We start from the raw sequence: 23,534 nt of genomic DNA, 5'->3' as shown, positions 1-23,534 counted from the left end.
TGGCTTGCTCGTAGCTAGAGAGTGCTTGGGTGTGCTGGGATAAGCTCGACTGTAGGTCTGCTAAGCTTTGTAGCGCATTCCCCTTGTTGTTATAAGTGTCAGTATCATCGGGGCTGATGTGCAGCTGTTGCTCGTAAGCAAAGATCGCTTCCAAATATTCCTGTTCTGCCTGCTCATGTTGAGACAATATAGCAAAGTAGTCACCTTCAGCACATGAAACTCTTCCTAACTGAAAATTGCTTTGAACAATTAACTCATTTCTAACTTCTAATAAACTGCGGCATTGCTCATAGTGACTCTGCTCCAAAGCTTCGTTAAATGTTTTTACCCACTCATCCACACCCCGTTGCCAATCTAAGCGATTAGCATGATAAATGGCTTCTGCCACTTCTCCAATCTGACGGTAGTAAGTTTCTAACTCCGTATGTGCTTCCCAATGAATTCCTTTAATGTCTTCGCGATTTGATTCGTAATCTAAACGTCGAACCAAATCGTGAATACGATACCAATTTTGACCTCGTTGCTGTACCTCCCATACAAAAGAGAACTCTGTCAGAATATCGAAAGCGGGCTTGGTAGTGTCAAAACGTAATTTCTGACCTAAGTGTTCATAAATTGAAAAATTAAATGCCCGACAAGCACTCAGAGCATGAACGGCATAAGCAATTTTTCGCTCTACATAACTGAGCAAGCGGTCAATGAGTTGAAACGCTTTCTCCTGAAAGCTGGTTGTTAAATTAAACTTAGGAAGCACTTGAGATGGTACAGAAAGCAGTACAACATCGGTACATAAAGCCAATAAAAAAGGATGTACCTGACCTGAAGCAACCAGCGAGTAATTAATAATACTTTGTCTTTGAGTCACATCCTTAATTGCTGCTAATTGTAAATATTTATTAGCGTCAGTTAGTGATAGATGATAAACAGAATGAGTATCAAGGTAATCTTGAGGAATGGGAAAATTATGAGATTGATGCCATTTCGGTAATTCTCTTCCAGCAACAACTGTTACTATGCCAGATGAGAGTTCCAATTCTGCCAGAAAATATCGGAACCATTCATCTTCTGCAAAATAACGCTCACCTTGAAGAACACTTCGTTCCTCCACATTCCAAAATGCTTCATGAGTATCAAAAAAAAGGACTATCCTTTTTGGTGCATTTGGTTGAAACTTCGCCGCATTTAAACCTTGTGCCAACAGTTTTGGCAATTCAAAAATCAACTCCCTGTCTACATCCATTTTCTGGATCTCTTGAACATCTTCCTGCTCCAGCCCTCGCTGTTGTAAGTACAAGAGAAGTTGTTCTCCCAAATGTTTAGAAAAAAGACCTAAAACTGCTTTACCAATAGCACCCCAAGAGGTCTCACTTAAAGCATTAACAATTTCAACTAAAAAGTCGATTTCTTCTTGAGGAAACAGTTCTTTGAGCTTTTCTGCTGAAAGCTTACCTTTTTGTTTCAAATACCAAACACACGCAAAGTCATAGAGGGGAAAGCGCAAACGGTACCCCAATTCTTGAGCTTTAGAGGCGATATTACGGCGTAGCATCAGTAACCCGTAAAAGAGGTCTTGGGGTTGCTCTTCACCAGGTAATCTTAACCCAAAATCATGTAATACCGCTGGCACTTTGGTAAAGTTCCCGTCCTCAGCTTTTTGAGTCATGTATTCTACTAGCTCAACATCAGTTTTGGGTTTGAGTTCTTCCTGCCAAATATGCCAGAGGAAACGCTTACAACATTTTGTTAGTAAAAATTTCAATAGCAGTGATTTCCCATTTCCACCATCACCGTGAAAAAACAAGATTTTTTCTGGAGATGGGTCATCATTGATATACGTAGCAAAAACACGGACTAATCCTTCACGATTGGTAAATAACTCTAATGCGCGGTTCCCTTCAGTGATCGAGCGTTGTCGGTTATTAATACTCATGTAAGTAGTAGTTTCTAAAACAATCTTGCTTCAGTTGGGAGAATTCTCCTCTATATTCCTATAGGCGAAACCTTAGTTAACATACGCAGACCAATAAAAGCTTTGCCATAGGAAATCATTTAAAGTAAGCATTATTACTCAATAACATTGAGAACGCACTCCTACTCCCTACCATCTCACCGTGTCCCCTTCCCTGTGTCACTGTTATGTGACTGGCTACCCGTCCCCTATCCCTACCCTCCACCGTGGCTGTGTATAACAATCACTACTTGCCTTGGCTTATATTTTCGTCCCGCACTTTTATTTTTATATAAGGATAATCTTGAGTGCGGGACGGGCTAGACCACTTACCACAACTGACTTAGAGGGCTAAACTGTCAATTGATTTTTCTGCCTCACTTTCCCTCACTTTTTTCCCCGTACTATCCCTGTCTTATTGTGTTCTATTTGGTACGGGAGAGTGCTTGAACGCAAATTGGGCGCGTCCACCGTTGCACCACACAAATATTCCACCAGCCCTGCAAACTGCCCTACAACGCATGAGAGCAGCAACAGATAATTATAAACGAGATGCAACAAACTCTCAAAGAAATACAAGCTAGAAAAAGTGACGCAGGTCTATAACAGTGGCTTGCACCCTAACTCGTGACTAATTCAACATTGTCCATTCCAATGTTGAATGACTGCGCTTGCTCGCAGCTTCCGTAATACTACCCCTTTATAAGTTTATCAAGCGTGACTCTGGTATCCATTGCGTCAATTTGAGAAACGTATGTCTCAGTATGTCTATTTGCATGAACTAGATTTCGATATTCTCGAACTTTAGTCATTATAGTTTTAGTCTGTGTATCAATAAGACCTTGCTGGCTTGCAGCATCAATTAGGTCTTTAAAGGACTTATTCTGCTTCAACTTTGCGAACAAAATACCCTCGAATATCGCTCCACACATTAGCATGAAAGACAGCCATGAACCATTTTCAAACGTAATTTCTGCTTCACGATAAAAATGACCTAACCGTTCTTGTAAAGAAATGTTATTGATGAAGGGAAAAAGAAGTTTATAGTCACGAATGCCGTAATAATGAATGACTAATTTACTATCCAAGTTGGATAGATTATATTCTAAATGAATAATTAGTTTGTCATTCTCAATTGAGTCAGCCTTGCTTGGAAAGCAGGACATGGCTCCATATTGTAGTGTGTAATATTCGATTGCAAAGGCTGGTAGAGTCGGAATAATGAACTCATAGATGTGAGTACCATCTGTTGGCTCTTTGTGAATACAAGTTGGTGCTGTGATATCAAGACCAAAGACTGTTGATTTCATTCCTAAATAGTGATATGGCGTTGCATAATAGAGGGAGGATTTTTTTTCAAAAGACTTAAGGTTTTCTCAATTCTCTCCTAAAATGACTTTGGTCACTTGATAAATCTCCAACTCCACGAAACTGAAACCCTTCAGCGTAGGTAAATGGAACTGAAGTTCCTGTACTCTGAAGAGTGTCCACGTGTGAACTAACTTAATTCATTGATTCAACAGAACGCCCAACACACTGCATCTTTGCCGTGATTGGGTGTCGTCTTTTTACCTCATTCCCTGTTTTTTTTGCCAGAGCTATTTGTAATTACCAGCAATAATACTTTTGTACTCTGCCATAAGTTCGTCTGGAGTCATCTGGCTTACTTCTTTGCGGACAACTTCCAGCGATTCCTCTTTTTGCCCAGAAAGTAGAGATTTCGGTAGTTCTGCCTCCATCTCAACAATTTTTAGCAGAGAGCTAGCAGCTCTTGTAACTGCGGGATTGCCACCACCAGAACTGAGAGCCATATCGCGTAACATTTGTCTAGCCATCTCAAAATCGGATAGCTCTTCAAAGTCTTCACTATACACGTTTGCTGGGCATTGGTAACAAGTTAAAAACAAGTGTATTTTGTCAATACGTCTAAATGTAGAAAATTCTTTTAAAGGAATGATAATCAAATAAGGGGAGGGAGGTGGAGAGGCAGCCTCAGGCTGCCTCTCCACCTCTTGTTGCGATTATCATTATTAATATGCTTTCAAGTAATATTTGCCTTGAGGAGAAATCATGTGAAACTCAGACGCTTATCAGTAATTAAGGGATTGTGTGAGCTACCATGAGCGGCAACCGAAAAACTAACCGAGACCACGCCAAAAAGACTCAGAGACCGATGGTAGAAGACGAAGTCATTGCAGAGCAACTGTCCGCATTACTTACACCAGCAATCACAAGTCAAGAAAACTACTACCGTAACCTGGGATTAAGAAGCAGAATTCTCAACTTACCATTAATGGTTGCAGCAGTGTTAACCTTACTATGGCGAGATGTGGCGGGAGTCACGGAGCTAACAAGAATGTTAGCACGAGAAGGTTTTTTATGGTGCAAACCCACAATCGTTACTCAACAAGCACTCTCGCAACGATTTTTAAGTTTTCCTGCAGAACTATTTGAGCAAGTCTTTAAAAATTTATTACCCAGTTTGATAACGGCTTGGCACAGTAGAAATAAACGACCAATACCTGAAAGTATTCAGTTTACTTTAACCAAATTTTCCCAAATTTGGATAATAGATAGTTCAACTTTAGAGGCGTTGTTTTGTAAGCTCAAAAGCTTAGAAGATGTCCCTACTGGGCAATTAGCAGGGAAAATGGCAACAGTCATTGATTTAATGACTAGATTACCTGTAGAAATTTGGTTTCAAGAAAATCCCAGAGCTTCTGATACAAAACTGGAAGAAAATATTTTAAATTTAGTCCCAGTCAAAACTTTGTTGTTACTGGATAGAGGATTTTACCATTTTAGCTTCTGGCTTCAATTAATTGAACAAGAAGTTCATTTTATTACTAGACTTAAGAAAGGGGCTGCCATTAAGGTTGAGCGGGTATTTACAGACAGCTATTCTCTGCGTGACCGTTTAATAAAACTGGGATCTGGCACGAAGAAGACCCCATTTGTCACTTTACGTCTCATCGAAATTCATTCAGGAAAAACTTGGCATTCATATTTAACAAGCGTACTAGACCCAACTATTTTACCTCCCTACGTTGTAGCTGATTTATATCGAAGACGGTGGCGGATTGAAGATGCTTTTAATACTGTCAAAAGACTCTTGGATTTAAGTTATCTATGGACCGGTTCTATTAATGGAATTCAACTACAGATTTGGGGGACTTGGTTGTTTTACGCTGTGTTGGTAGATTTAGGCGATGCTGTCGCTGACGAGCTAGAGTTACCCTTTGACTCCATTTCTTTAGAAATGATTTATCGCGGTCTTTATCATTTTTATGTTGCTCATCAAAAAGGGCAAGCAACAGACCCAGTTGAATATTTTGCAGCTCCAGAAAATCAAGATTTAGGTATTGTTAAACGAAAACGAAAACCAAATGTTAAGTTAATTGTCGCACCTTTCCCAGAACAACAACGAGGCTCCAAGGAGTTTTTCTTTCAAGCATCTTCTAAAATCTCCTTGACAACTGCCTTGTAGCCTTAACTTGTGACAAATGAACTTGTAGTGAGACATACAAGGTATAAAACAAAGTGACCTGTACTATCAAAATTACAAGTACAGGTCATTTAACTAAAAAAATTTTTTAATATTTACTATTTGCGAGTACACCTATATAAAATTAATCCTACTGTGGTTGCACCTACTACACCCCAACCAAATGGAGTAGATAAGCCAAAAAGATGTAATGCTGTACCAATAGCTCCCATAATTACCTCAAGGAAATGTAAATGAAAATTGTTTCCTTTCTGTAATCTAATCTAACCTCATTATTTTTCAACGACCTCACCTTAATGACAGACATTGTTTTTTAGTACATCATCTAAACGATTGATATTGTTTTATTCCGAAGAAATATAAACTACTATGACACAAGATAGATATCAGAAACTTTTGTTACATAAGTCAACACATTTCAGTGGAACTTGGACTACAAGAAATTTTTGTCAGGTACTGGGTTTTGAACCAAGAGTACAGTTAAACTAATCATTTCTTAGTAAAACCCACTCTCGGTAAATGTCGTCATATTCATATTTGACGACATCTTGCCCCACAGGTGTTTTTTCATGTAAAGGATGAAAATAATTTTGAGACATAATTAGTTAACCGACAGAATTCTACGTCTGCCAATTGCTACAAAAACTACGCTTATAGCACAAGACTCGGTACTGAGCGACAAAGAAACAACAAAGAAACGACACGGCGGTGATATTTGCGACAATAGTCTGTACAGAACGACAATAACCACGAATGAAAAGTAACAAGAACGCTAAAGCGCTTGCCTTGAAGCTGTACCAGGAAAATAAGCTGACCGATGAAGTCGCACGGCGATGCGGAGTAAGCCGGAGAACAGTCCAGCGATGGTTTTCCGAATTTGAGCAAACAGGCATAGTGATTATTGGAAAAAATGAAACTTCTCAGGAGGAAACGACGAATAATGTCGCTGCTGTGTCGCCAACAATATCTGTCTTGGAAAAAGTCGCAAACATTGAACCAAATCAAACTCTAGACCTCAGTTTAAGCAGCCGACTGGCGATTCGCTTATTGAATTTGACTGAAAGTGCGATCGCGACAGTAGAAGAGTGTTTGACGAATGTGGATGTGAAACCAACTGACAGATTAAAAGCCGCTGAGATGGTCGCACGGTGGGTTGGATTGGACGATAAGGAACGACGGTCAGTTTTTTATCAGGTCGCTTTGTCTTGCGATGCGGATTTGCAAATTGTAGATCTTGAAAAATCATCAGCAACCGTCAAACCACAGAAAGTGGTGCTTGCTCAACAGAAATTAGAGGAAGAGCGAGAAAGAGAACAAAAAGCAGCGAAACAAAAAATTATCGACTATAACGATAACGTGTGTGAGTATTTCGCGGACTACAAACGCCTTCCAAACGAGTTAACTGACGACTTCGATCTAGAACATTTTCTCAACTTTTTTCAATGTGATGAGGATTTTATAGAAGATTACCAAACCTACCAAAAAGCACTGGCAGCTTTACGAGCGCGTGGTTACGATTGTTGAATGCTAACATTTGCCGCCATTTGCTAGCGTCGAGGTCATGTTTTTTAATTTTTTTTACTTCATTGTCGCAGGATTGTCGTCAGAAAGTTTTACGAACCTCAATGGGTGTTCACGGCGGCGACCATCTTGTTGCGATCGCGTGGCTAATCTGGGGTCAGAGCTGATAGAACCCACTCTCGTATCTGGTCGCGCTTCTCTTTAGGGAGTTGCCGACTTGCTAGCTTCAAAATTTCAGGCGGTACATTACACGATCGCAACTCGGCTAACATTTCTGGACTTTCACAGCTTCCCAACCATTGAACGACATCGGCAATGGTTTCTGGCTGATTCCACTCGTCCATCTCAGTATCAGTCATATTATATACCTCGGTGTGTGGCACTTCCGCTTTTGGTTTATATAAAAGAATGGGAGAAGTGCCACGGGCGGAGTCACTCCGCTTTAGCTGATTTTCTAGCATCCGCTTGTTAAGCTCAGTTTGGTGTTTCTCCTCCCACTCCTGTTGTTGCCTCTGCTTCTCCTCTGCTCTGTCAGATGCTTCTCTAAGCGATAACTTTTGAGCTGACTCAAGAATTGCTTTAGCCCTGGTATTGAGACATTGGTCAATATCTGGAAGGTAATCTTCTAGTGCTTCTGGCGTTGTTATGGTGTATGAGCGGCTACTGCGAGTTTTTGCACTTTGCTTGCACTCCAGCCCGAAATATTCTAGGAACCTGTCCACCATTTTCTTGATATATTGCAAATTCTTAAAGCTGCCATCCTCGTTGAGAGATCGCTTCGCCTTGGGTATGCCAATTAAGTTGAACCAGTCGTCGTTCTCATAATATTGATTGATAATCTCCTGTAACCAGTCATCTTGTGAGGAGAACAAGCCAGTCTCAATAATTTTCCCTACTCCCAGTAATTTGAGCGCCTCTATTTTTGTGCTGGTGGACTTCCAAATATCTGTGGGAGCAAATCCATTTTCAAAACTGTACTGCTTTTCAACTTTGAAAATCGATTTAAATAGCTCTTCATCCTCAAGTTGTTTCAGTCGCCATCGCTCGTCCAAAAATTTTGGCTGGTCAAGCAGCAGAGTATATACAAGGTCGGCGCTCCAGCTTGGAGTCTCCTCAATTCCAGGCAACTGGTGTTTTAAACGTGCCTTGCGAATTTGACATTTTGTCTCGTAATCAACATCTTTTTTGGAAAGTTCCTGCGCTCGCTCCCAGTCAATGTCCTGGGAGTTAAAAATCTTTGACGCTTCCCGACGCTTAACGAGCTCCCTAGTTTCTAGTATCTCCTCGTGCTGTTCCTCACTTGCTACCTCTGCTAGGTCAATTACCCTGTGTCCTGCCTGGGACAGCGCGGTCTTGAGTGTCAGTTTCAGATTTGAGTGCTCGTACTTCAATTCTTTAGCATCTTTTAGGCTCTCGGTAAACCAGGGGTCGGTGGAAAACTTTTCGCCCATCTCACTGAACATATCCACCACAAATTGGCTGTTTACCAACTCCTCATCAATTTCCATTGCTTTAGCCAGAAGCATATCAAGTCGCTGGTTAAGAACTTCTGCTACTCGCTTTGATGCGTAGGGGCAAGGGTCGCTAGTCATGTTCACGAATTCGGGACAAGCCACATAAATTAGTACATTTGTATCTCTTAATCGAGCTGACAACTGGGTTAAGGTATTAACGCTAACTGTCCCGCGAATGTCAAGACAAACAATATCAAAATAATCGTAGAGGTCAATTGATAATCCGCTTTCCCCACTGGGAGAAATGCTAACTGAATCAAGGTTTTCAGTCGTAATAAATTGTACTGGAGCTTTTTGAAATTGTGCTGCTATCTCATCATGGCTGGTCTTTCCATCCAATCGGAAATGTTTGTGTCCATGTTTAGTGAGGATTTCATCAGCTATCTCGCAACTTCTCTGAGAATCAGAAAGCCAAAGCACCCGATTTGCTGCCTTGGCTTTTTCCATCAGTTGAGATGGCAGATATTTTGGTAGTACCGTGAAATCTTTTTGGCTTGTTTCCGTCTCTAAAAAGATGAATTTTCGGGGAGTAGCAGGAGAAGTGCTATCAAGAACTTTAATACGTTTCTCAGGAAATATTTGTCGGATAAAATCTACCTCTTTGTCAGAAAGATTGGCATCCATCATGATGCAGAATTTAGAATTTCTAATTGTCTCAACATCCCATTTTATCGCTTGCTGTTGGCGACCTTTTAGAGTTCCTCCCCCTTTCAAATGTCCTAAGACAGAGCAGATTTCATCGTGGATTAAAAAGTAATTGGGATTGTGGCTTATAACTGCATCGAATTTAAAGAAACTGTCGGCGCATCCACCCCAGAGCTTGATAGAATCATCAGCCGCGAAATTAACAACAGTTTTGTCTACCAATTCTCTTGCATCCTTAATATGCATTGCTGGTAGACCAAGCTGATTAGCTCTTTCAATTGTGTTATTCAAAAGAGTGTTCCTATACCCAACAAGCAGAGCAACAGCACCCGATGAATCTATATCTTTTCCTTTTAAGAAGTTGATTAAAGCTTGAGTCTTCCCACCACCTAAAGCTTTTCTTATCAGCAAGATATCGCAGTCATTTTGTATGCCATCTGGAATGGTAAGCCACTTTTCATGTTGAATAATATCAGCAGTTAACTTGACTCTACTCTCTGCCCATTCTTGATAGCGCTTGTTAGCAAATCCTTTCTCAAAATCAACGACTTCTTTGTATTTCTTCTGGAAAGATTCAAGCCTCAAACAGCGAACAATAGAGAAATCATTTAACTCATCAATATCACCTTGGCTCTTATGAATTTGATTCCAGTCGTGAACATAAATTGGGTTTTCTTTAAAATTCTCTTTCAGCCAACTTATCGTTCTCAATAGTGTTTTGATGACGGATGGGTTAAGAGCAAAACCCGCATCTGGAGTGATAATGATGCTACAGAAAGTAGATGTTATAGTCTTTAAGTTCTGGGTGTTCGCCAGCGAGTTCCTTAGCCGCGATGGCAAGTAATGATTTTGGATATTTACGGATTCTGATACGTGCCTTGTCTGGGTTTCTTCCGCTTCCGACTGTTTCCCATTGGCTGATAATTGCTCTTTTGATTTCTTCAATTTGACGCCTGTTTGTAGATTCGGCGTGACTAAGGCTATACCATTTTCTTGAGCGATTTGACATAATGCCTCTTGTAGTTCGTTGATTGTTTTCTTAAGCGTTTCTGGGCTGCTAGTATGGTTGCCACCACTAGCGCCAATGGTTACCATGCCTGTCCTCTCAGCTGCTAAGAATGGTTTCAGTCCTGTCCCTTCGACAAGTTGGATGCTGAAATTTTTTAATTCCTTTGGGATATAAACCGCCAAAGGTAATTCACCAAATTCTTGAGTATTGACCGGATAATCTGCTGAAGATAACCACCGATAGCGGTTGTTGTCGATTGGGGTATGCAGTCTTAACTGGAGACCGCAAATCTCCCCATTCACATTGCGAACTGGGAGTAGATAGCCATCACCGGGGACTATTAAAGCATTTCCATTTTTACTAATGCCCGGTAAGTTGGGGGGAAAAGGTCCGGTTATCTCCTGCCACTTGTGAACCGACTTAAAGTCACTCCCTAAAATTTCTTCTTCAGAAAGACCACGACGGCGCAGGTCAGCTAAGGTCGCATGGTCAAAAGTCAACTGACTGAGAATTTGTGAGTAAAACTGGTGCCGATCGCTAGCTGACAGTGCCTTCTCTTGGCGCTCTCTGTGTTCAACCTGCTGTGTTTTTTGCCACAACTGCTTTTCTTGTAGACGCTTAGTTTCATTTTCCCGCTTGGCTTCTTCGGACAGACCCTCGGTATCGGGTAGCAATTGCGCCCATCTGCCATCACTTGTATCCCCAATCACTACGTATCCCTGGCTTTTCTCCCCTTTCAAGGAACCAGCCAGGGAAACACACAAATGCATCTCGCGGCTTCTGTGTGTCCGACAATTTCCCCCGATGTCGCCACAGTGAACGCATGGATTCCCGTGCCGGGTAGGAACATAGCTCATAATCCGACCTCCTGTTGGAGGTAAATTAACAGAGCTACTGAGCTATCACCGTAGTATCCAAGGCATTCGAGCGCTTCCAGCGTTTCTGTGAGGTGTTTTTCCTTGATTAAACTACCGAGTTTTGGTAAAATGTCGTCAACATAAAAATTTAAAAAAATCATCGGCTGTCCTCCAAATTATTGGGGGCAGCTTTTAGCTTTTATAGTTGGTTTTACTTCGTAACTCGTTTACGATAGAAGTGAAATTTTATTAGTCTTTTGCTGGGTGTCAGTCACCGCAGCGGTGAATGGTTTTAGCCATTCTTTGGTGGTTCGTAAACAGAGCTACTGCCCAAGCTAAAGACTGCGCCCGTTTTTATTGCTAATTTACTGTCATTTATGAGCCTACATCCCCTAAAAACGAGGTTTGTGATAAAAACCTCTGTAGCCCTTGCAGGGCAAGGCGTCCAAGTGGGGGGCTTTCAAACCGTCAACAAATGTCAAATAAGCTCAATTTTTGTTTGGAATCTCGTGAATACTCACGTTTTATACGTGTCTCTTTAAAAATCTTAGTTTTTCATTTTCCTCTCCGTTCGCGAAGAATAAGCCCCTTGCTGCTAAAACCAACAGAAGTTACCATTGAATTTTCTCTGATTTGTTGTGCGAAACGTTCTATCGAATCAATGTAATCTGTCAGAGCCTCTCCTATCGTTTGTGTGCTGATATCCAGTAAGCGAAACAAACTTGGGTGTTCTTTTGAGTTAATACTAGGTGGGACTTTGCGTTTTCTTAAATAATCGGCATATGTATCCCAATAATTGGCTTGTTCGTATTTCGGCACTATCGGATTTTCATCTGCGCTAAGTTCAAGTAATTGTGTCCGGCGATGCTCTTGCACAAGAATATCAAGCCAGTTCCAGGATTTTGGAATTTTTTCTCGTTCGCGATCGCTTAGGAAGTCCATGCCCAATGAGCAAAGATTCAATATTCGATACCAACGGTCTGCCCAAGCATCACAAAAAGGTTTTGACCTGTTATCAACAGTAGGCAATGAACAGAAGTTTTCTCTATAGCGTTTTCTGATTATGTAGGCGGCAGCGTATTTTAAGAGAAATTCTAGTTGACTTAGTTGCTGTGCTTGAAATTTATTTAATTTCTTTGGTAGAAGAGTATAGGGGGTAAGCATGAGTCGTAGCGGTTCCCTTGAATCATCTTCTGTTGGAATTCTATTTAATCTGCTAGGCTGTATTGCCCAAAAAGGAACCGTTTTTTTTGGATGACGCAATATCTGTAACTGTAATTGGCTTCGCAGCGCGGGTGACTTAAATGTTATTGAGTCTTCACCTATTGGGAGAACAATCTTTGCTATTAGTGCAGAGCCATAAGAAGTGTTTACACAGTGATTGAATAGATGATTGTCGATTTCTGTTATAAACGCACCTTTTTGCATTTTTCGGTCTATTTCCTGCAATTGAATTGAAGTATTATTCTTTTTTAAGGCGATCGCTTTCATCTGCCCTCCCATTGTTGCTGCAAGTTAAATCGCTGAAAGCCGTTGAATTGTCATTAAAATTTGTTGCATTATCGGGGATACGATCGCACCCTGAACCGTGATTCTTTTTTTAGCATGGCTTATGACCTTTGATGTTTGCGCGGATCGGCGCTAGCTTCTTGGGTGGAAATCGTTTCTGTATCGGGGGTAGAGTCTACGTCGTCAAAGATTGATTTGACGACGTAGCTATCCCCAACATGAGACAGCATAGACAAAGCCGAAACCGCACCCCGTACCTGGTCCGGTCGAACTTCTAAGTACTTCTGTAGTTCTTCCAAGTTTCTGTGTCCCGAAATCTCCTGAATGACCCGCAACGGGATGCCAGCATTGCTCATCTGGGTTAAAGCGCTACGGCGAAAACTGTGAGTAGAAACACCTTCTAAGCCAAGGCTATAGCACGCCTCTCTCAATATCCGGGCTGCCGAATCCGAGTTGATATGCCCTCTGTTGTGACGACCGGGAAAGAGAAATCCTTGGCGAGTAGTAGGTTTGTACTGAAGCAGCAGTGACCTTAGCTCATCAATCACTGGGATAGCCCTAGCAGCCAATTTTCCCTTAGTGTTGTGTCTGCGGAAGATGATTTCTCCACGTACACGCATTCTCCCATCGTAAACATCGGCAGTGTTCAAGGTGCAAGCTTCGTCAATCCGACACGCAGTATACAGGCAGACACCGAATAAAGCTCGGTCACGGTCAGACTGAAGCCCCGAATTGAAAAGCAGCTGAATTTCTTCCTGTGTCAAAACTTTAGCCCTCCCGTGTCGATTGATTTTCATGTCGGTAGACCACAAACGTGCTTTCAAGCTTTTCTGTCAACTTTCGTCCCTAACTATGGGTTCCTTCCGTTCCCCGACTGCCGCAGCAAGTATTCCCAAATTCGTTGAATCTCAGCTTGCCACGCTTGGCGGTCAGTTTTAGCTTGCTCCCGGTCGTTGTGAGCTTCTTCTACAAAATCTCCAATCACCCCTACAAGATGGCTGATGCTCTCTTGCAGTTCGTTCCGGAGTTCTGCTATGGCAGTGGTGTTTTGCTCAACTTTGGTCGTCAACTGAGCAATTGCTGCTGTATTGGTTTGTTGCTGGTTCGCTACTCGCTCAAGAATCGCCTCAATCCGGTCTAACCTGCTGGGTTGTTCTGGGGTGTTAGTCATTTTTGAGTTCCTTTTTGTTTGCTTGCCATTCTGCTATGGCTTTTTTGACAATCACTCTTGCTAGTTGAGGCACAGTTAAAAATTCTTCTTTAGACCACTCCTCTAGGTTATTAATATCTGTTTCGTCTAACCGCAAAGTTATGCGGGGTTTTTGAGATGGCATAGCATACAGGTGTTCATATAAATGTCACTTGTACGTTATTATCGCTTTTTCTTGCTTTCAATGGTATTTACTTGCTCTTAGTTGACAAGGTGACGCACCAGTTGTTACTATAGCACCATAAACCAAAAACCGCCAACAAGCGTTCAGCCAGTTACGAATATGTCGAAATCCTACAAATCGCTGAGACTCAGTCTGAGCTATCCTGCTGTGGAAAAAATTAAGCAAATGTACTCGTTACCTGCAGATGCCAGCACTCATGCGATCGCGAGCTATTTGGAAAAGCTGGTTTTCGAGACGCAAGTTTCCAACCAGATGAGGGACCAGTAATGCCTACCCTTACCCAGTTACGCGAACAAGCAAAATCCCTAAAGCTGATCCGGTTATCGGGTCTTAAGAAGTCCGAGTTGCAATCACTCATAGATGCCAGAGTTCAAAAGTTTGGGGACATCCCTGTTAAACACTTGCATCCAGGATCGGTTTTTAAAAAGATGCTTGGTATAGCTAGTTGGGAATGGTCAGACGCGCAACTCAATATCCTTCCAGGCAAATATCTCTCAGCCCTATGTCAGGTCATGGGTATTCCCTACTCTGGTACTAAGGCTAAGTGTCTTGAACGACTTAAGAATGCAGCACGAGTCAGACAGATTCTTAAGGACTACATGTCTGGTGATGACATCCAGGCGCTCGCTGACTCAATGAAGGGTGCGGAACTTAAACAGCTTTGTAAATCAGTGCGTACTTTTGCTGGAAGTACAAAGTATGCAATGGCGGCTTCACTCATTCAATGGAAGCTGACATCAAGCCGCAAAGGTCAGGAGAATTATCTGAATGCTATTTCTTACCTCAAGGAACAACGAAATAAGGTTGTCACATTCAAACCACGTCAACAAGAATTGCAAGCAGCATAAGGAGATAGTTTCATGAACGAACTAGAAAGAATACAACAGCAAAGAAACACAGTAAAAGCCATGACACGTGCTGCAAAACTAAAACAAAATGTAATCGCCTTAACGACTACAAACGGCTCAAGCAAAAATAAAGTAGTGCATAAACTTGTGCTTCTGGTTGACGATTTGCTACAAGTACGTTCATCTGAAGATTGGGAAGCTGTTAGCTCAGTGGAGCAAGATGCAAGCCTTCAAAACATCATTGAGTTACTAGATGGCTTGTATTTTCAAGTAAGAAATCAAGTTCAAGTTAAATAGGAGAAACAATCATGGGAATCAACGAAATTTTTGCTGATGCTTTGAATAAAATCGATGCAATGATTGTAAGACATCGCGATTGGAATGAAGAAAGTACAGCGCTAGGTTTGATTAGCGATGAAGAAAAGCTGAAAATGTTAAAACGCGATCTGTATTGTGAAGTGCGTTTGTCTAATCCCAATCAGCAAAAAATTCTGAATCTTACTGGTGCTATTCAAACACTTGAAGAAATCAAACACGACGCTGAACTACGCAAGCTTGAAGAGGCGAAACTAAACTTAACCATGCCAGCACAAATAAACCAAATATTGAATGGGTCTTTGGCTTTTATTCTGCTGATTGTAGTAAGCTCCTACCCTGTATCCTTCGCTTGTGGCAACGCGCTTACACAATTTTGTGGTTATGCACGGTCAGTCACCTATTTCGTTAATCAATTTTTTCGGGAACCTGATGTTACCCCTTAAAATCCTTGCTCTCTCGATCGCAACACTTACGATATCTTACCTACTTGATATCGCGTTCTAGGTTGAGAGTCGGGCAGAATCGCAAAATTTCCCCGACTTCAACACCCTCTGTAAACACGACTGATAACACAAAGGATGAGAATATTATGCCAAGAAAAGGAACACTCACAGGTGCAAATCTTGAAAATTCAAAAAGAGGTGTACGTGGTGGACTGACCGGATCGAAAAGGTTGGTCACTGAAACAGAAGCCGTACAATCCCCAGAAGCAACATCCGCTTTTGAATCTAGCCCTGAGGTAGCATCTGTTGATGAAGCCGCGAGAAACAACTTAAAAGAAAAACTGCAACAAGCCGGACAGGTCGTTTCCCCTGTGGTGGGTGCGGTCGGTGAGGCTGTTAAGGGCGCTGTTGGTGCAGCTGCTCAAGGTGTTGCCAACAAAGTTACAGCCACAGTTAACGGGTCCATTGACTACAATCCTTCGAGCCTAAGTAATGGCTCTGTTGACACAGCCGGCATTCTCTCTAAAGCAGATGCAGAAATAGATGAATCTGTACCTCAGCTAGATTCAGGTGAAGCAATCAAGCGAAATATCACGATCGCTCGACAGAGAAATTTTGTTGGCGTAGCGATTAACAATACCAAACTTAAGCAGGATTTAGCGACACTCGACCTTGAGCAACAACGCTTAATTGGATTGCTGATTGATGGCAAAACAGCACGTATCGACAATGAGAAAAAAGCGATCACATATCACCGTTCAATTGTTTCTCGCGACACTGAAATCAGCAAGCTTAATCAAGACCGTGAACTTTTGGTTCAACAGAATATTCGTACTGAAGGCACTCAAAACCAGACAGAATTGATTCGAGAACAAGAACAACTTAAGGTTGACAAGCTTCGTGAACAGAACGAGAAAGTTAAGTACGAAATTCAAAATATCGCATATGAGAAAGAGAAGATTAAGCAAGAAGCTGTAGCCAAATTTGCAGCTGGATTCTAAGTAAAAAGAGGGGTGAAACTCCCCTCTAATTTGTAATTAAAAGTAGGTCATCATGAGATTTAATCATATCTATTATGGGGTGTTTGTTGGAAGCACCCTACTCGGTATTACTGGTTTAATTCAAGCTTGGAACTCAGAAGGTTTTACCAAAAGCTTGGCTTTAACTGTTGGTGTGGCTGGCACTACTTCAGCTTTAGTATGTGCTGGCTTGGGAATTGCTTACAGCGAAAAGCATCAATCATTAGAGAAAGAAACTGCTGACAAGATTTATGGTATTGAGCAATCTAAAAACAGAGAATTAACAGATTTAAAAATATCTATCGACAATCTGAAAAGCAGTATCAAAGTTCTTGAGACTCAAGAAGGCAGGTACACAGAACAGATTAGCAATCTCAAGTCTCAACTCAATGAAAAGTCAGAGCAGTTTCTCAGAATTGTTGCTGAAAAAGATTTAAGAATTGGTGAGCTACAGGGAATTGTTAGTGAAAGAGACAAGCGAGTTGAAGAGTTTTTAGAAGATTCTAGAAACCACACCAGAAAGTTTTTCTTACTGAGGTACAACCAGCTTGTATTAATTGAAAAAGACCTCATGAAACTGGTTGATAGTCCAGCTATAAAGCAAAGGCTCAAAGATGTACGTGAACTGAAAGATGAAATGTTTCAAGCTATGGAGGAAATTAAACAGTTAGACATCAAAGATTTTCAAACGGTTCTAGATTTTATCTTTGAATTTGATAACAGTTTTCTGGGGATGAAGGTTAGGTGGAGAAATTCATTACTTAAGTCAAGTCAGCAAGAGAATAAAGGGCTTAAAGAATCTCTGAAAAACTCAATGCCTTTGGATATTGCTATTGCCCGACACAAAGAGGGATTAGATGAGGTGGACGCGCAAATCACAGAGAAATATGAAAACTTACTGCTGCATAATAATTCTATCCACGCGCAACTACTAGATTTATTGGAGAAGCGCAATTTGGTGATTGACGATTTAACCAAAGAAGTAGAGAACTTGCAAAATGAAAATAAGGAATTGCAAAAGCCCCTGTTAGCAATAGGCGCTTCTGATTATGCGCTAGCTGCTAATAGAATTGCCAATTATTACTTTGAAAACTATGGCTATAAGCTCGATGTGATTAATTGGATTGAAAATGAGACAGGGTACAGTATTCTCTTTGCAACGCGTAAAAATCCTGGACTAACAGAAACGGAATTATTACCTCACAACACCCAGGAACAACTAGCAGCATTCACTAATGCTCTACAAGGTACATTGCCTAAGTTCACTTTCAATTATCAGCATTCAACCGTAACGCTTGATGTGACCCTACGCAAGCCAGTTAAGAAGGAGCACGCCAAAAATGATATAGATAAACTCTGGGTACCAGTGGAACGTTTTGAGAGCTACGTTAAGAACTGGGAGCGCATACGAATTACAGCAGGTAGTACCGGGGGCAAGTCTCCCACAGCCAAAAACCTTGCATTAGCAATCATGAAGTCCCGCAACGGTCAGGGTGAAATTAAATTGTATGACCCTCAACACGGGTCAAAGAAAGATTATTGGGATATGCCAAAAGCAGGGACTAGCCATGAGGACAATGTAACGGGCATGGCTGAACTTTGCTCTAAGTTAGACCAACGTACTAAATCTCCAGGCAATCATCCCTTTGTGCTTTATATTTTTGACGAAGTGGATTCTACGATCGCACAGGAGAGGGAGAAGAATGGGTACTACTACTTCAAGGACAAAGTAACTTACTCTCTTAAGCAAGCTTCTCACCAGAGTATAGGGGCAATATACATCGGTCAGTCCGCAGATGCTTCGACCATACCAGGAATGAGTTGGTCTGATTGGAATAGTGCTGTCCAGCTTCACATCGGGGCAAATGCTGGCGTGTGGATAAATAAGGCGACAACCATTACTGCCGAACAGAAAACCAAACTACTTGAGCAGAACGCCAAGATTCAAGAGTACTGCGACAAGAAGAATGAAGACTTGGGATTGGACATCTTCACCGATCCGACAGCTTACAGATTTGCGTTAGCAGTACCTCTATCAGGTCAACCTAAGTTCATCCAGTTACCCGATTTTGACAGTTACGACTACTGGGAAGTGATGGGCGAAAAAGAGGCGAAAGTGAGTACAAATACTCAAAAGGGCTTAATTTCTAATATTTTGGATGAGGTAGAAAAAGAGGTTGCAACGGAAATTGTTAAGCCAGTTATAAAGTGTCCACATTGCGGTTCTGATGACTTTCGCTCTAAGGGCGAGCGGTGGCTATGCCAAAATCCATCTTGCGGTAAGACTTGGCTAAAAAATTCTAAAAAGTAGATTAACTAACAGTAATTTAGCGTTTATAGGAGATGAGACGCTAAATTACTGGGTGACTACTGCGTCCGGACACGCGTCACAGTCAAGTCACAACAATGGCTAGAAGTATTGATTTTCCGTTGTTGACGCGTCCCGGACATTTTCCTATAGGGGGTAGGCTGACATCTGTGACATTTGGGACAGAGGTAAGCAATCAATCTGGATTTTTTGTTAGTTAATTATCAGAATGGCTCTAGCATGGCTTGTAGATATCTAACAATTACTATTATTAAAAAAGAAAAATATTTGTTAATAGTAAATTATCAAAAAGTTTATGTTAGGAATTACGCACTTTAGATTACTGTTAGGAAATTCGTTAAATGAAAGTGTTAGTAAAAAATCTGTGGACACTTCTTAACATTTTTACCGTAATATGCACTTGCATAGTAAACACTAAGCTGAACTTCTGGCATTTTAGACCACCATAAGCCTTTCAAATAGCATAGTGATTGCATAGTAAATAGAGAGTGAATACAATACAGACAGGTTTGCATAGTAAATACTAAGCACAAGAGGCAACAACAATGACCAAACCAGGACGACCAAAAACCAATTTCTACTTCGGGCTTGATGTGGGTAACGGCAATATCAAAATCTCCGGTGATGGGCTGGACGAACGCATTCCCTCGTACAGAACAGATGATTACCAGATTGACGCTCTCGGTTCAGTTCTGTTCGATGGGACTAGCTACACAGTTGGCAAATCTGCTCTATTGTCCCAGAAGTTCATTCGGAGAACTGTGGACGATCGCAATGCCAAGGTTGACAGTATCGAAACCTTATATTTAGGAGCTTTAGCCCATCACACCGACTTACCCAAAGAATTAATTAGCCGTGTAGTAGTTTCAAGTCACGCTTATGCTACTCACAAAGACCAAATCAAGCAAAACTTAGGGCTTGACAGAGAACTTACGCTAGCTGGTAAAAAACTCAAACTGACAACTGAAGTGCTGATGGTCGTACCTGAAGGATTCGGGGCAGTGTACAACATCTCAGACAATTGCGCGACTCTTGATTTTGGGACTGGTACGACCATCTTGACCCCATACCAAAAAGGTAAGCCAGGGGAGTCAATTACTAAGCATTACGGTGTCCAGAAGCTAATCAAGCTCATCTCACAAGAAATGAAGGTAGTAAATGGAGGGTATCCAGGGGATGAAGAAATGATTCGGCGTTCCCTGGAGCGAGGGGAAATGAAAGTAGATGGCGTTGCGATCGCGCCAATCTACAAAGATTGCCTCAAACTTTGGTGGAATGAAGGTTTGAGCGAATTAGGGAAGATTGCATTTGAGCTACATAAAGACGGCTACAGAATTATCTGCATTGGTGGCGGTGTGGCACTTCCAGGTTTTGCCAATGTTCTCACCAGTAAAAAGTTTGAACCTATTACTGACAGACCAGAGATGGCTAATGCCAGAGGTCTTTACCAACTGGCTTTGATTACCGCCAAAAAGCGTGGATACTATGTAAACGAATAGTAAATACTAAGCAGGTAATCATGATGACGAAGGGAAAAGATGGATCGGAACAAGTTCGTATTCGCACGGAGTATGCAGAGTACATCAGGGCTGAAGGCGAAAGACTGGAGAAAAGTTTTTTAAGTACTCTGTATTGGATAATCGACAACTACCGAGTACAACAAAAAGGAATACAAGCACAGGTAATCCCCTCAGCTATCCCCCAACCAAAAGCTCAGCCAGAAGTGAAAAAAGCCGAAGAAACGAAGCCTTTAAGCCAGTCAGAAATTTCAGTCGATTTATCTGAATTTGAGTAGTTACAGAAGGGGAAGCAATTACTTGTATCCCCTTTAACTGGTTAAGTCATAAAAATCATAACTGGTTATTGACATCTATAACAGGTTAAGTTAGGATGTAACCAGTTATGAAATTAGAGGAATGTTATATGTCTAAAGTACTGCAAGACAAGGTAAATGAACTGTTTGAAGCCACAAAAGACCTGATGAGCCGTGAGGAGATCGAGCCACATTGCGAACAGTTCAACATCTGGTTAAACACTCAAACCAGTTATAGCAGCGACTCTCTAGGTACTGTCCTGAGTCGTGCTGGGTTCTACAAAAAATTCAAGTCAATTACTAACTTGGTTCCTGGACAAAACGCTGTTATTGTGCCAAAGCACGACGAAAACGGAAATGTTACGGGTACTACAATCAAGCATTTGTGCCTGGAGCTTTGTGGCTTGACTCAAGAGCAGTGGAACGATCGCAACCAAACCACGCGAGTAACTGACCGCCTATCCAACGAAGGACAAGAAATCGATCCAGATAAATATCTGGAAGTTACCGGGCGCTTGCTAGAAAGTGAAGACCCTCACGAATTAGCTGTTGGGTTAATTGCCGCAACTGGTAGACGACCACACGAAATTTTAGCTCGTGCTAAATTTTTCCCAGTTGAGGGGCAAGCTTATAAGGTGATGTTCTCCGGTCAGGGCAAGAAGCGCGGTCAAGATACCAGCTTTGAAATTGGTGTGCTTTACCCTGGAGAATACATAATCAAATGTCTAAATCGCTTACGTAAAGAGCCTTCCACCAAATCACTTCTTCAAGAAGTCGCCAACGAATTCCCGAACGACCTAGCAGCACAAAACAGAGCCATAGACAACCGTCGTGGTCAATCGCTCAGACGTGTTGTCAAGGAATATTTCGGAGATAAATACGCCGAAAATCCAGCACTAGAACTGCGCTCAGGAGATGACCAGAACAACAACAAAGCTTTACGTGCTGCTTGTGCTGCCTTGATTGTTGAACGTGACTATCCTGGTTCCATTGGTTCTAAAATGCTGGCATTTGGTCGTTTTTTGGGTCATATTGCACCAAATGATAAGCCGTCCGATAGAGACTTGAACCACATCGTTACTACTCTGGGCTATTCAGATTATTACGTTACAAAGCCAGTCCCTTACCCGATCGCACCGCAGAAGGAAAAAGCAGTTTCGGTAAGAGTTACTGAGGGAGATTTTGAGTTAATTAAAAACTTGCAATCCAAGTTGGGATTAACCAACCAGCAGTCCGTTGTTAGTCACTTGTTGAACTTTTACGAGAATGCAACCAAGGAAGTTCTGGAAGCAAAAAGTCAATGCGATCGCCTCAAAGAAGAACTGGCTGTTGCTTCTAGCCGTTTAAATCAAGCTAACGACCAAATTATCAAGCTAAAAGAGGAAATATCTGCTATGCAATTACAACCAGAACTACAACCAGAGCCACAGCCACAGCCACAGCCACAGCCACAAGCAACCAATCAAGATTTAAGAGAAATGATTCAAGCAATAATTAGAGAAGAATTGCAAGGAATGCAAGTCAATACCACACCTACACCCACATCCATACCACAGATAAAAACCACAGAGCCAGCGGAGCAAGCAAAGTCCATTACCAATTGGGAAGACTTCAGCGACAAAGAGCTTTGGGAGAGCAAGGCTAAAGGGAGCGCTGAAGAAAAAGTTCGACGGTCGTTTCTCGCGATCGCAACTTACAATGATACGATGGCAACTGGAGACAACGACCGCCTAGCTGTTACTAATCAAGCACTTCGGGAACTATCGGGAGCGAACGGCATGGTTGTTGGCGATTGGATAAAAGCTCACGCGGATGAGGTTGTGTCTCATAATACCAAGCACGGTATGGGCAACTCGAAAGACCCTGGCAAAATTGAGACTTACTACAACAAACGGCATGGAAGCGAACGGATTACAGAACTGCTCCAGCTAATCAGCGATAAGTTCTTAGACGGGCAAGCAATGAAATCAGGCAAGTCAGAGGAAAAACCTGTCACTGCTACTCAGCCACCTCAAGATAAAACCATCACTTTAAAAGCTACGGAAGCCTCATTGATGGATATTGAGCACGCTCTTAAGCAAAATCCCGGCTGGACAGTCGCTACTAAGGAGCGGGGTAAAGTTGTCGCGGTCTATCACCTTAATGAAAATAATGAAGTAGTAAAGATTTAGCAGATTCATAGATTCTCTCCTTCGTTCTTACAAAAATATCTGGGTAAAACCAATCAATAACAAGTTATGAATTAGCGGAAATATTCATAACTTGTTATAGCTAATTTATAACCAGTTAAGCAGTCGATGAAGGAGATGAAGACAATGACACGGCAACAACCAATAACTAACAACTGATGACAATGCTACCGCCGGTGGTGCTAACACTACGGGCTTTTTTATTGTGCAACTTGTTGAGCGCACAAATTACAGTTACTCTCTCAAATTTTTCAGAAATTGGGAGAGTAAACACAGTTATTGGGGTTAGTGTTGGTCATCGAGAGTCGATTGCTTACCCAATTCAAAGATAAAAGTATCGAGCGCCTGAAACTGCTGCATAAGTTGATGAAGTTTTATCTATAAAAAAAGTAAAAGCTTTGCTAATGTTCAAGTTTTTTCTGCGATGATATTTTATTGACTTGATCAAAGCGTAAGCCCGTACCACCATCTCGATTGCTTTTTTATGAACGACACAATCGGTGTCAAAACCATTTTGATTCTGACAGCCAATCCTGCAAGCAGCTCAAGGTTACGGCTCGATGAAGAGGTACGGGAAATTTCCGAGGGATTGCGCCGAGCCAATCATAGGGAGCAGTTATTTCTATCTACAACTCCATACAAGCGATTCTTGCAGGATAAGCACATATACTCC

General features: G+C 41.7%; 21 protein-coding genes and 2 pseudogenes. 14 read left to right on the top strand and 9 right to left on the bottom strand.

Annotation, left to right across the window (positions count from 1 at the left end; genetic code table 11):
* Positions 1-1,930: pseudogene (locus F7734_RS50610) on the bottom strand (hypothetical protein); the annotation flags it as partial.
* Positions 1,931-2,394: 464 nt separating this feature from the next.
* Here F7734_RS50610 and F7734_RS50605 point away from each other — a divergent pair.
* A complete protein-coding gene (locus F7734_RS50605) occupies positions 2,395-2,532 on the top strand; it encodes a hypothetical protein (RefSeq protein WP_155751861.1) in 138 nt (45 codons plus the stop codon).
* Positions 2,533-2,640: 108 nt separating this feature from the next.
* Here the strand turns inward: F7734_RS50605 and F7734_RS50600 are convergent, their stop codons facing one another.
* Positions 2,641-3,258, bottom strand: coding sequence for a DUF4145 domain-containing protein (locus F7734_RS50600; protein WP_155751860.1), 618 nt, complete (start codon positions 3,256-3,258; stop codon positions 2,641-2,643).
* 288 nt (positions 3,259-3,546) lie between these two features.
* Entirely contained in the window at positions 3,547-3,957 is a 411-nt protein-coding gene (locus F7734_RS62580) for a hypothetical protein (RefSeq protein ID WP_207714404.1), read from the bottom strand.
* Between the two features lie 164 nt (positions 3,958-4,121).
* Between F7734_RS62580 and F7734_RS50590 the strand changes: the two genes are divergently transcribed.
* Positions 4,122-5,435 (top strand): IS4 family transposase, encoded by a 1,314-nt coding sequence (locus tag F7734_RS50590; RefSeq protein WP_155751862.1) that lies wholly within the window; start codon positions 4,122-4,124, stop codon positions 5,433-5,435.
* Between the two features lie 771 nt (positions 5,436-6,206).
* Positions 6,207-6,977 (top strand): helix-turn-helix domain-containing protein, encoded by a 771-nt coding sequence (locus F7734_RS50585; RefSeq protein ID WP_155751858.1) that lies wholly within the window; start codon positions 6,207-6,209, stop codon positions 6,975-6,977.
* Positions 6,978-7,120: 143 nt separating this feature from the next.
* Here F7734_RS50585 and F7734_RS50580 read toward each other — a convergent pair whose 3' ends face one another.
* The 6 genes from F7734_RS50580 to F7734_RS61380 all read right to left on the bottom strand — a co-directional run bounded on the left by F7734_RS50580 (position 7,121) and on the right by F7734_RS61380 (position 13,842).
* The gene (locus F7734_RS50580) at positions 7,121-10,999 is read right to left on the bottom strand and encodes a hypothetical protein (protein ID WP_155751857.1); all 3,879 of its coding nucleotides are present in this window, start codon (positions 10,997-10,999) and stop codon (positions 7,121-7,123) included.
* A complete protein-coding gene (locus F7734_RS50575) occupies positions 10,996-11,160 on the bottom strand; it encodes a hypothetical protein (RefSeq protein ID WP_155751856.1) in 165 nt (54 codons plus the stop codon). The genes F7734_RS50580 and F7734_RS50575 overlap by 4 nt, the downstream gene beginning before the upstream one ends.
* Before the next feature lie 394 nt (positions 11,161-11,554).
* Complete coding sequence (locus F7734_RS50570) at positions 11,555-12,502, bottom strand: hypothetical protein (protein ID WP_155751855.1); 948 nt, start codon at positions 12,500-12,502, stop codon at positions 11,555-11,557.
* Positions 12,503-12,609: 107 nt separating this feature from the next.
* A complete protein-coding gene (locus F7734_RS50565; protein ID WP_155751854.1) occupies positions 12,610-13,305 on the bottom strand; it encodes a tyrosine-type recombinase/integrase in 696 nt (231 codons plus the stop codon).
* Between the two features lie 53 nt (positions 13,306-13,358).
* A complete protein-coding gene (locus tag F7734_RS50560) occupies positions 13,359-13,679 on the bottom strand; it encodes a hypothetical protein (RefSeq protein ID WP_155751853.1) in 321 nt (106 codons plus the stop codon).
* On the bottom strand, positions 13,672-13,842 hold the full coding sequence (locus F7734_RS61380; protein ID WP_166482662.1) for a hypothetical protein: 171 nt from the start codon (positions 13,840-13,842) through the stop codon (positions 13,672-13,674). Before F7734_RS61380 ends, F7734_RS50560 begins: the two co-directional genes overlap by 8 nt.
* A gap of 159 nt (positions 13,843-14,001) precedes the next feature.
* Here F7734_RS61380 and F7734_RS50555 point away from each other — a divergent pair, with 159 nt between their 5' ends.
* From F7734_RS50555 to F7734_RS50510, 11 genes and pseudogenes are all read left to right on the top strand, one after another.
* Entirely contained in the window at positions 14,002-14,169 is a 168-nt protein-coding gene (locus F7734_RS50555; protein ID WP_155751852.1) for a hypothetical protein, read from the top strand.
* Positions 14,169-14,750, top strand: coding sequence for a hypothetical protein (locus tag F7734_RS50550; RefSeq protein ID WP_155751851.1), 582 nt, complete (start codon positions 14,169-14,171; stop codon positions 14,748-14,750). Before F7734_RS50555 ends, F7734_RS50550 begins: the two co-directional genes overlap by 1 nt.
* A gap of 12 nt (positions 14,751-14,762) precedes the next feature.
* Entirely contained in the window at positions 14,763-15,047 is a 285-nt protein-coding gene (locus F7734_RS50545) for a hypothetical protein (protein WP_155751850.1), read from the top strand.
* A gap of 11 nt (positions 15,048-15,058) precedes the next feature.
* Entirely contained in the window at positions 15,059-15,511 is a 453-nt protein-coding gene (locus F7734_RS50540) for a hypothetical protein (protein WP_155751849.1), read from the top strand.
* A 146-nt stretch (positions 15,512-15,657) separates the two neighbouring features.
* A complete protein-coding gene (locus tag F7734_RS50535; RefSeq protein WP_155751848.1) occupies positions 15,658-16,512 on the top strand; it encodes a hypothetical protein in 855 nt (284 codons plus the stop codon).
* Between the two features lie 52 nt (positions 16,513-16,564).
* On the top strand, positions 16,565-18,841 hold the full coding sequence (locus tag F7734_RS50530; RefSeq protein WP_155751847.1) for a hypothetical protein: 2,277 nt from the start codon (positions 16,565-16,567) through the stop codon (positions 18,839-18,841).
* 95 nt (positions 18,842-18,936) lie between these two features.
* Positions 18,937-19,059 (top strand): hypothetical protein, encoded by a 123-nt coding sequence (locus tag F7734_RS65810; RefSeq protein ID WP_279239855.1) that lies wholly within the window; start codon positions 18,937-18,939, stop codon positions 19,057-19,059.
* Positions 19,060-19,404: 345 nt separating this feature from the next.
* Positions 19,405-20,358, top strand: coding sequence for a ParM/StbA family protein (locus tag F7734_RS50525; protein WP_155751846.1), 954 nt, complete (start codon positions 19,405-19,407; stop codon positions 20,356-20,358).
* 20 nt (positions 20,359-20,378) lie between these two features.
* A complete protein-coding gene (locus F7734_RS50520; RefSeq protein WP_155751845.1) occupies positions 20,379-20,654 on the top strand; it encodes a hypothetical protein in 276 nt (91 codons plus the stop codon).
* A 128-nt stretch (positions 20,655-20,782) separates the two neighbouring features.
* Complete coding sequence (locus F7734_RS50515) at positions 20,783-22,843, top strand: protelomerase family protein (RefSeq protein WP_155751844.1); 2,061 nt, start codon at positions 20,783-20,785, stop codon at positions 22,841-22,843.
* A gap of 502 nt (positions 22,844-23,345) precedes the next feature.
* Positions 23,346-23,534 (top strand): annotated as a pseudogene (locus F7734_RS50510) (hypothetical protein); the annotation flags it as partial.

It is taken from the genome of Scytonema sp. UIC 10036 (assembly GCF_009725235.1).
The sequence above is the reverse complement of the archived record's forward strand: the minus strand, read 5'-3'. Positions and strand labels throughout refer to the sequence as shown.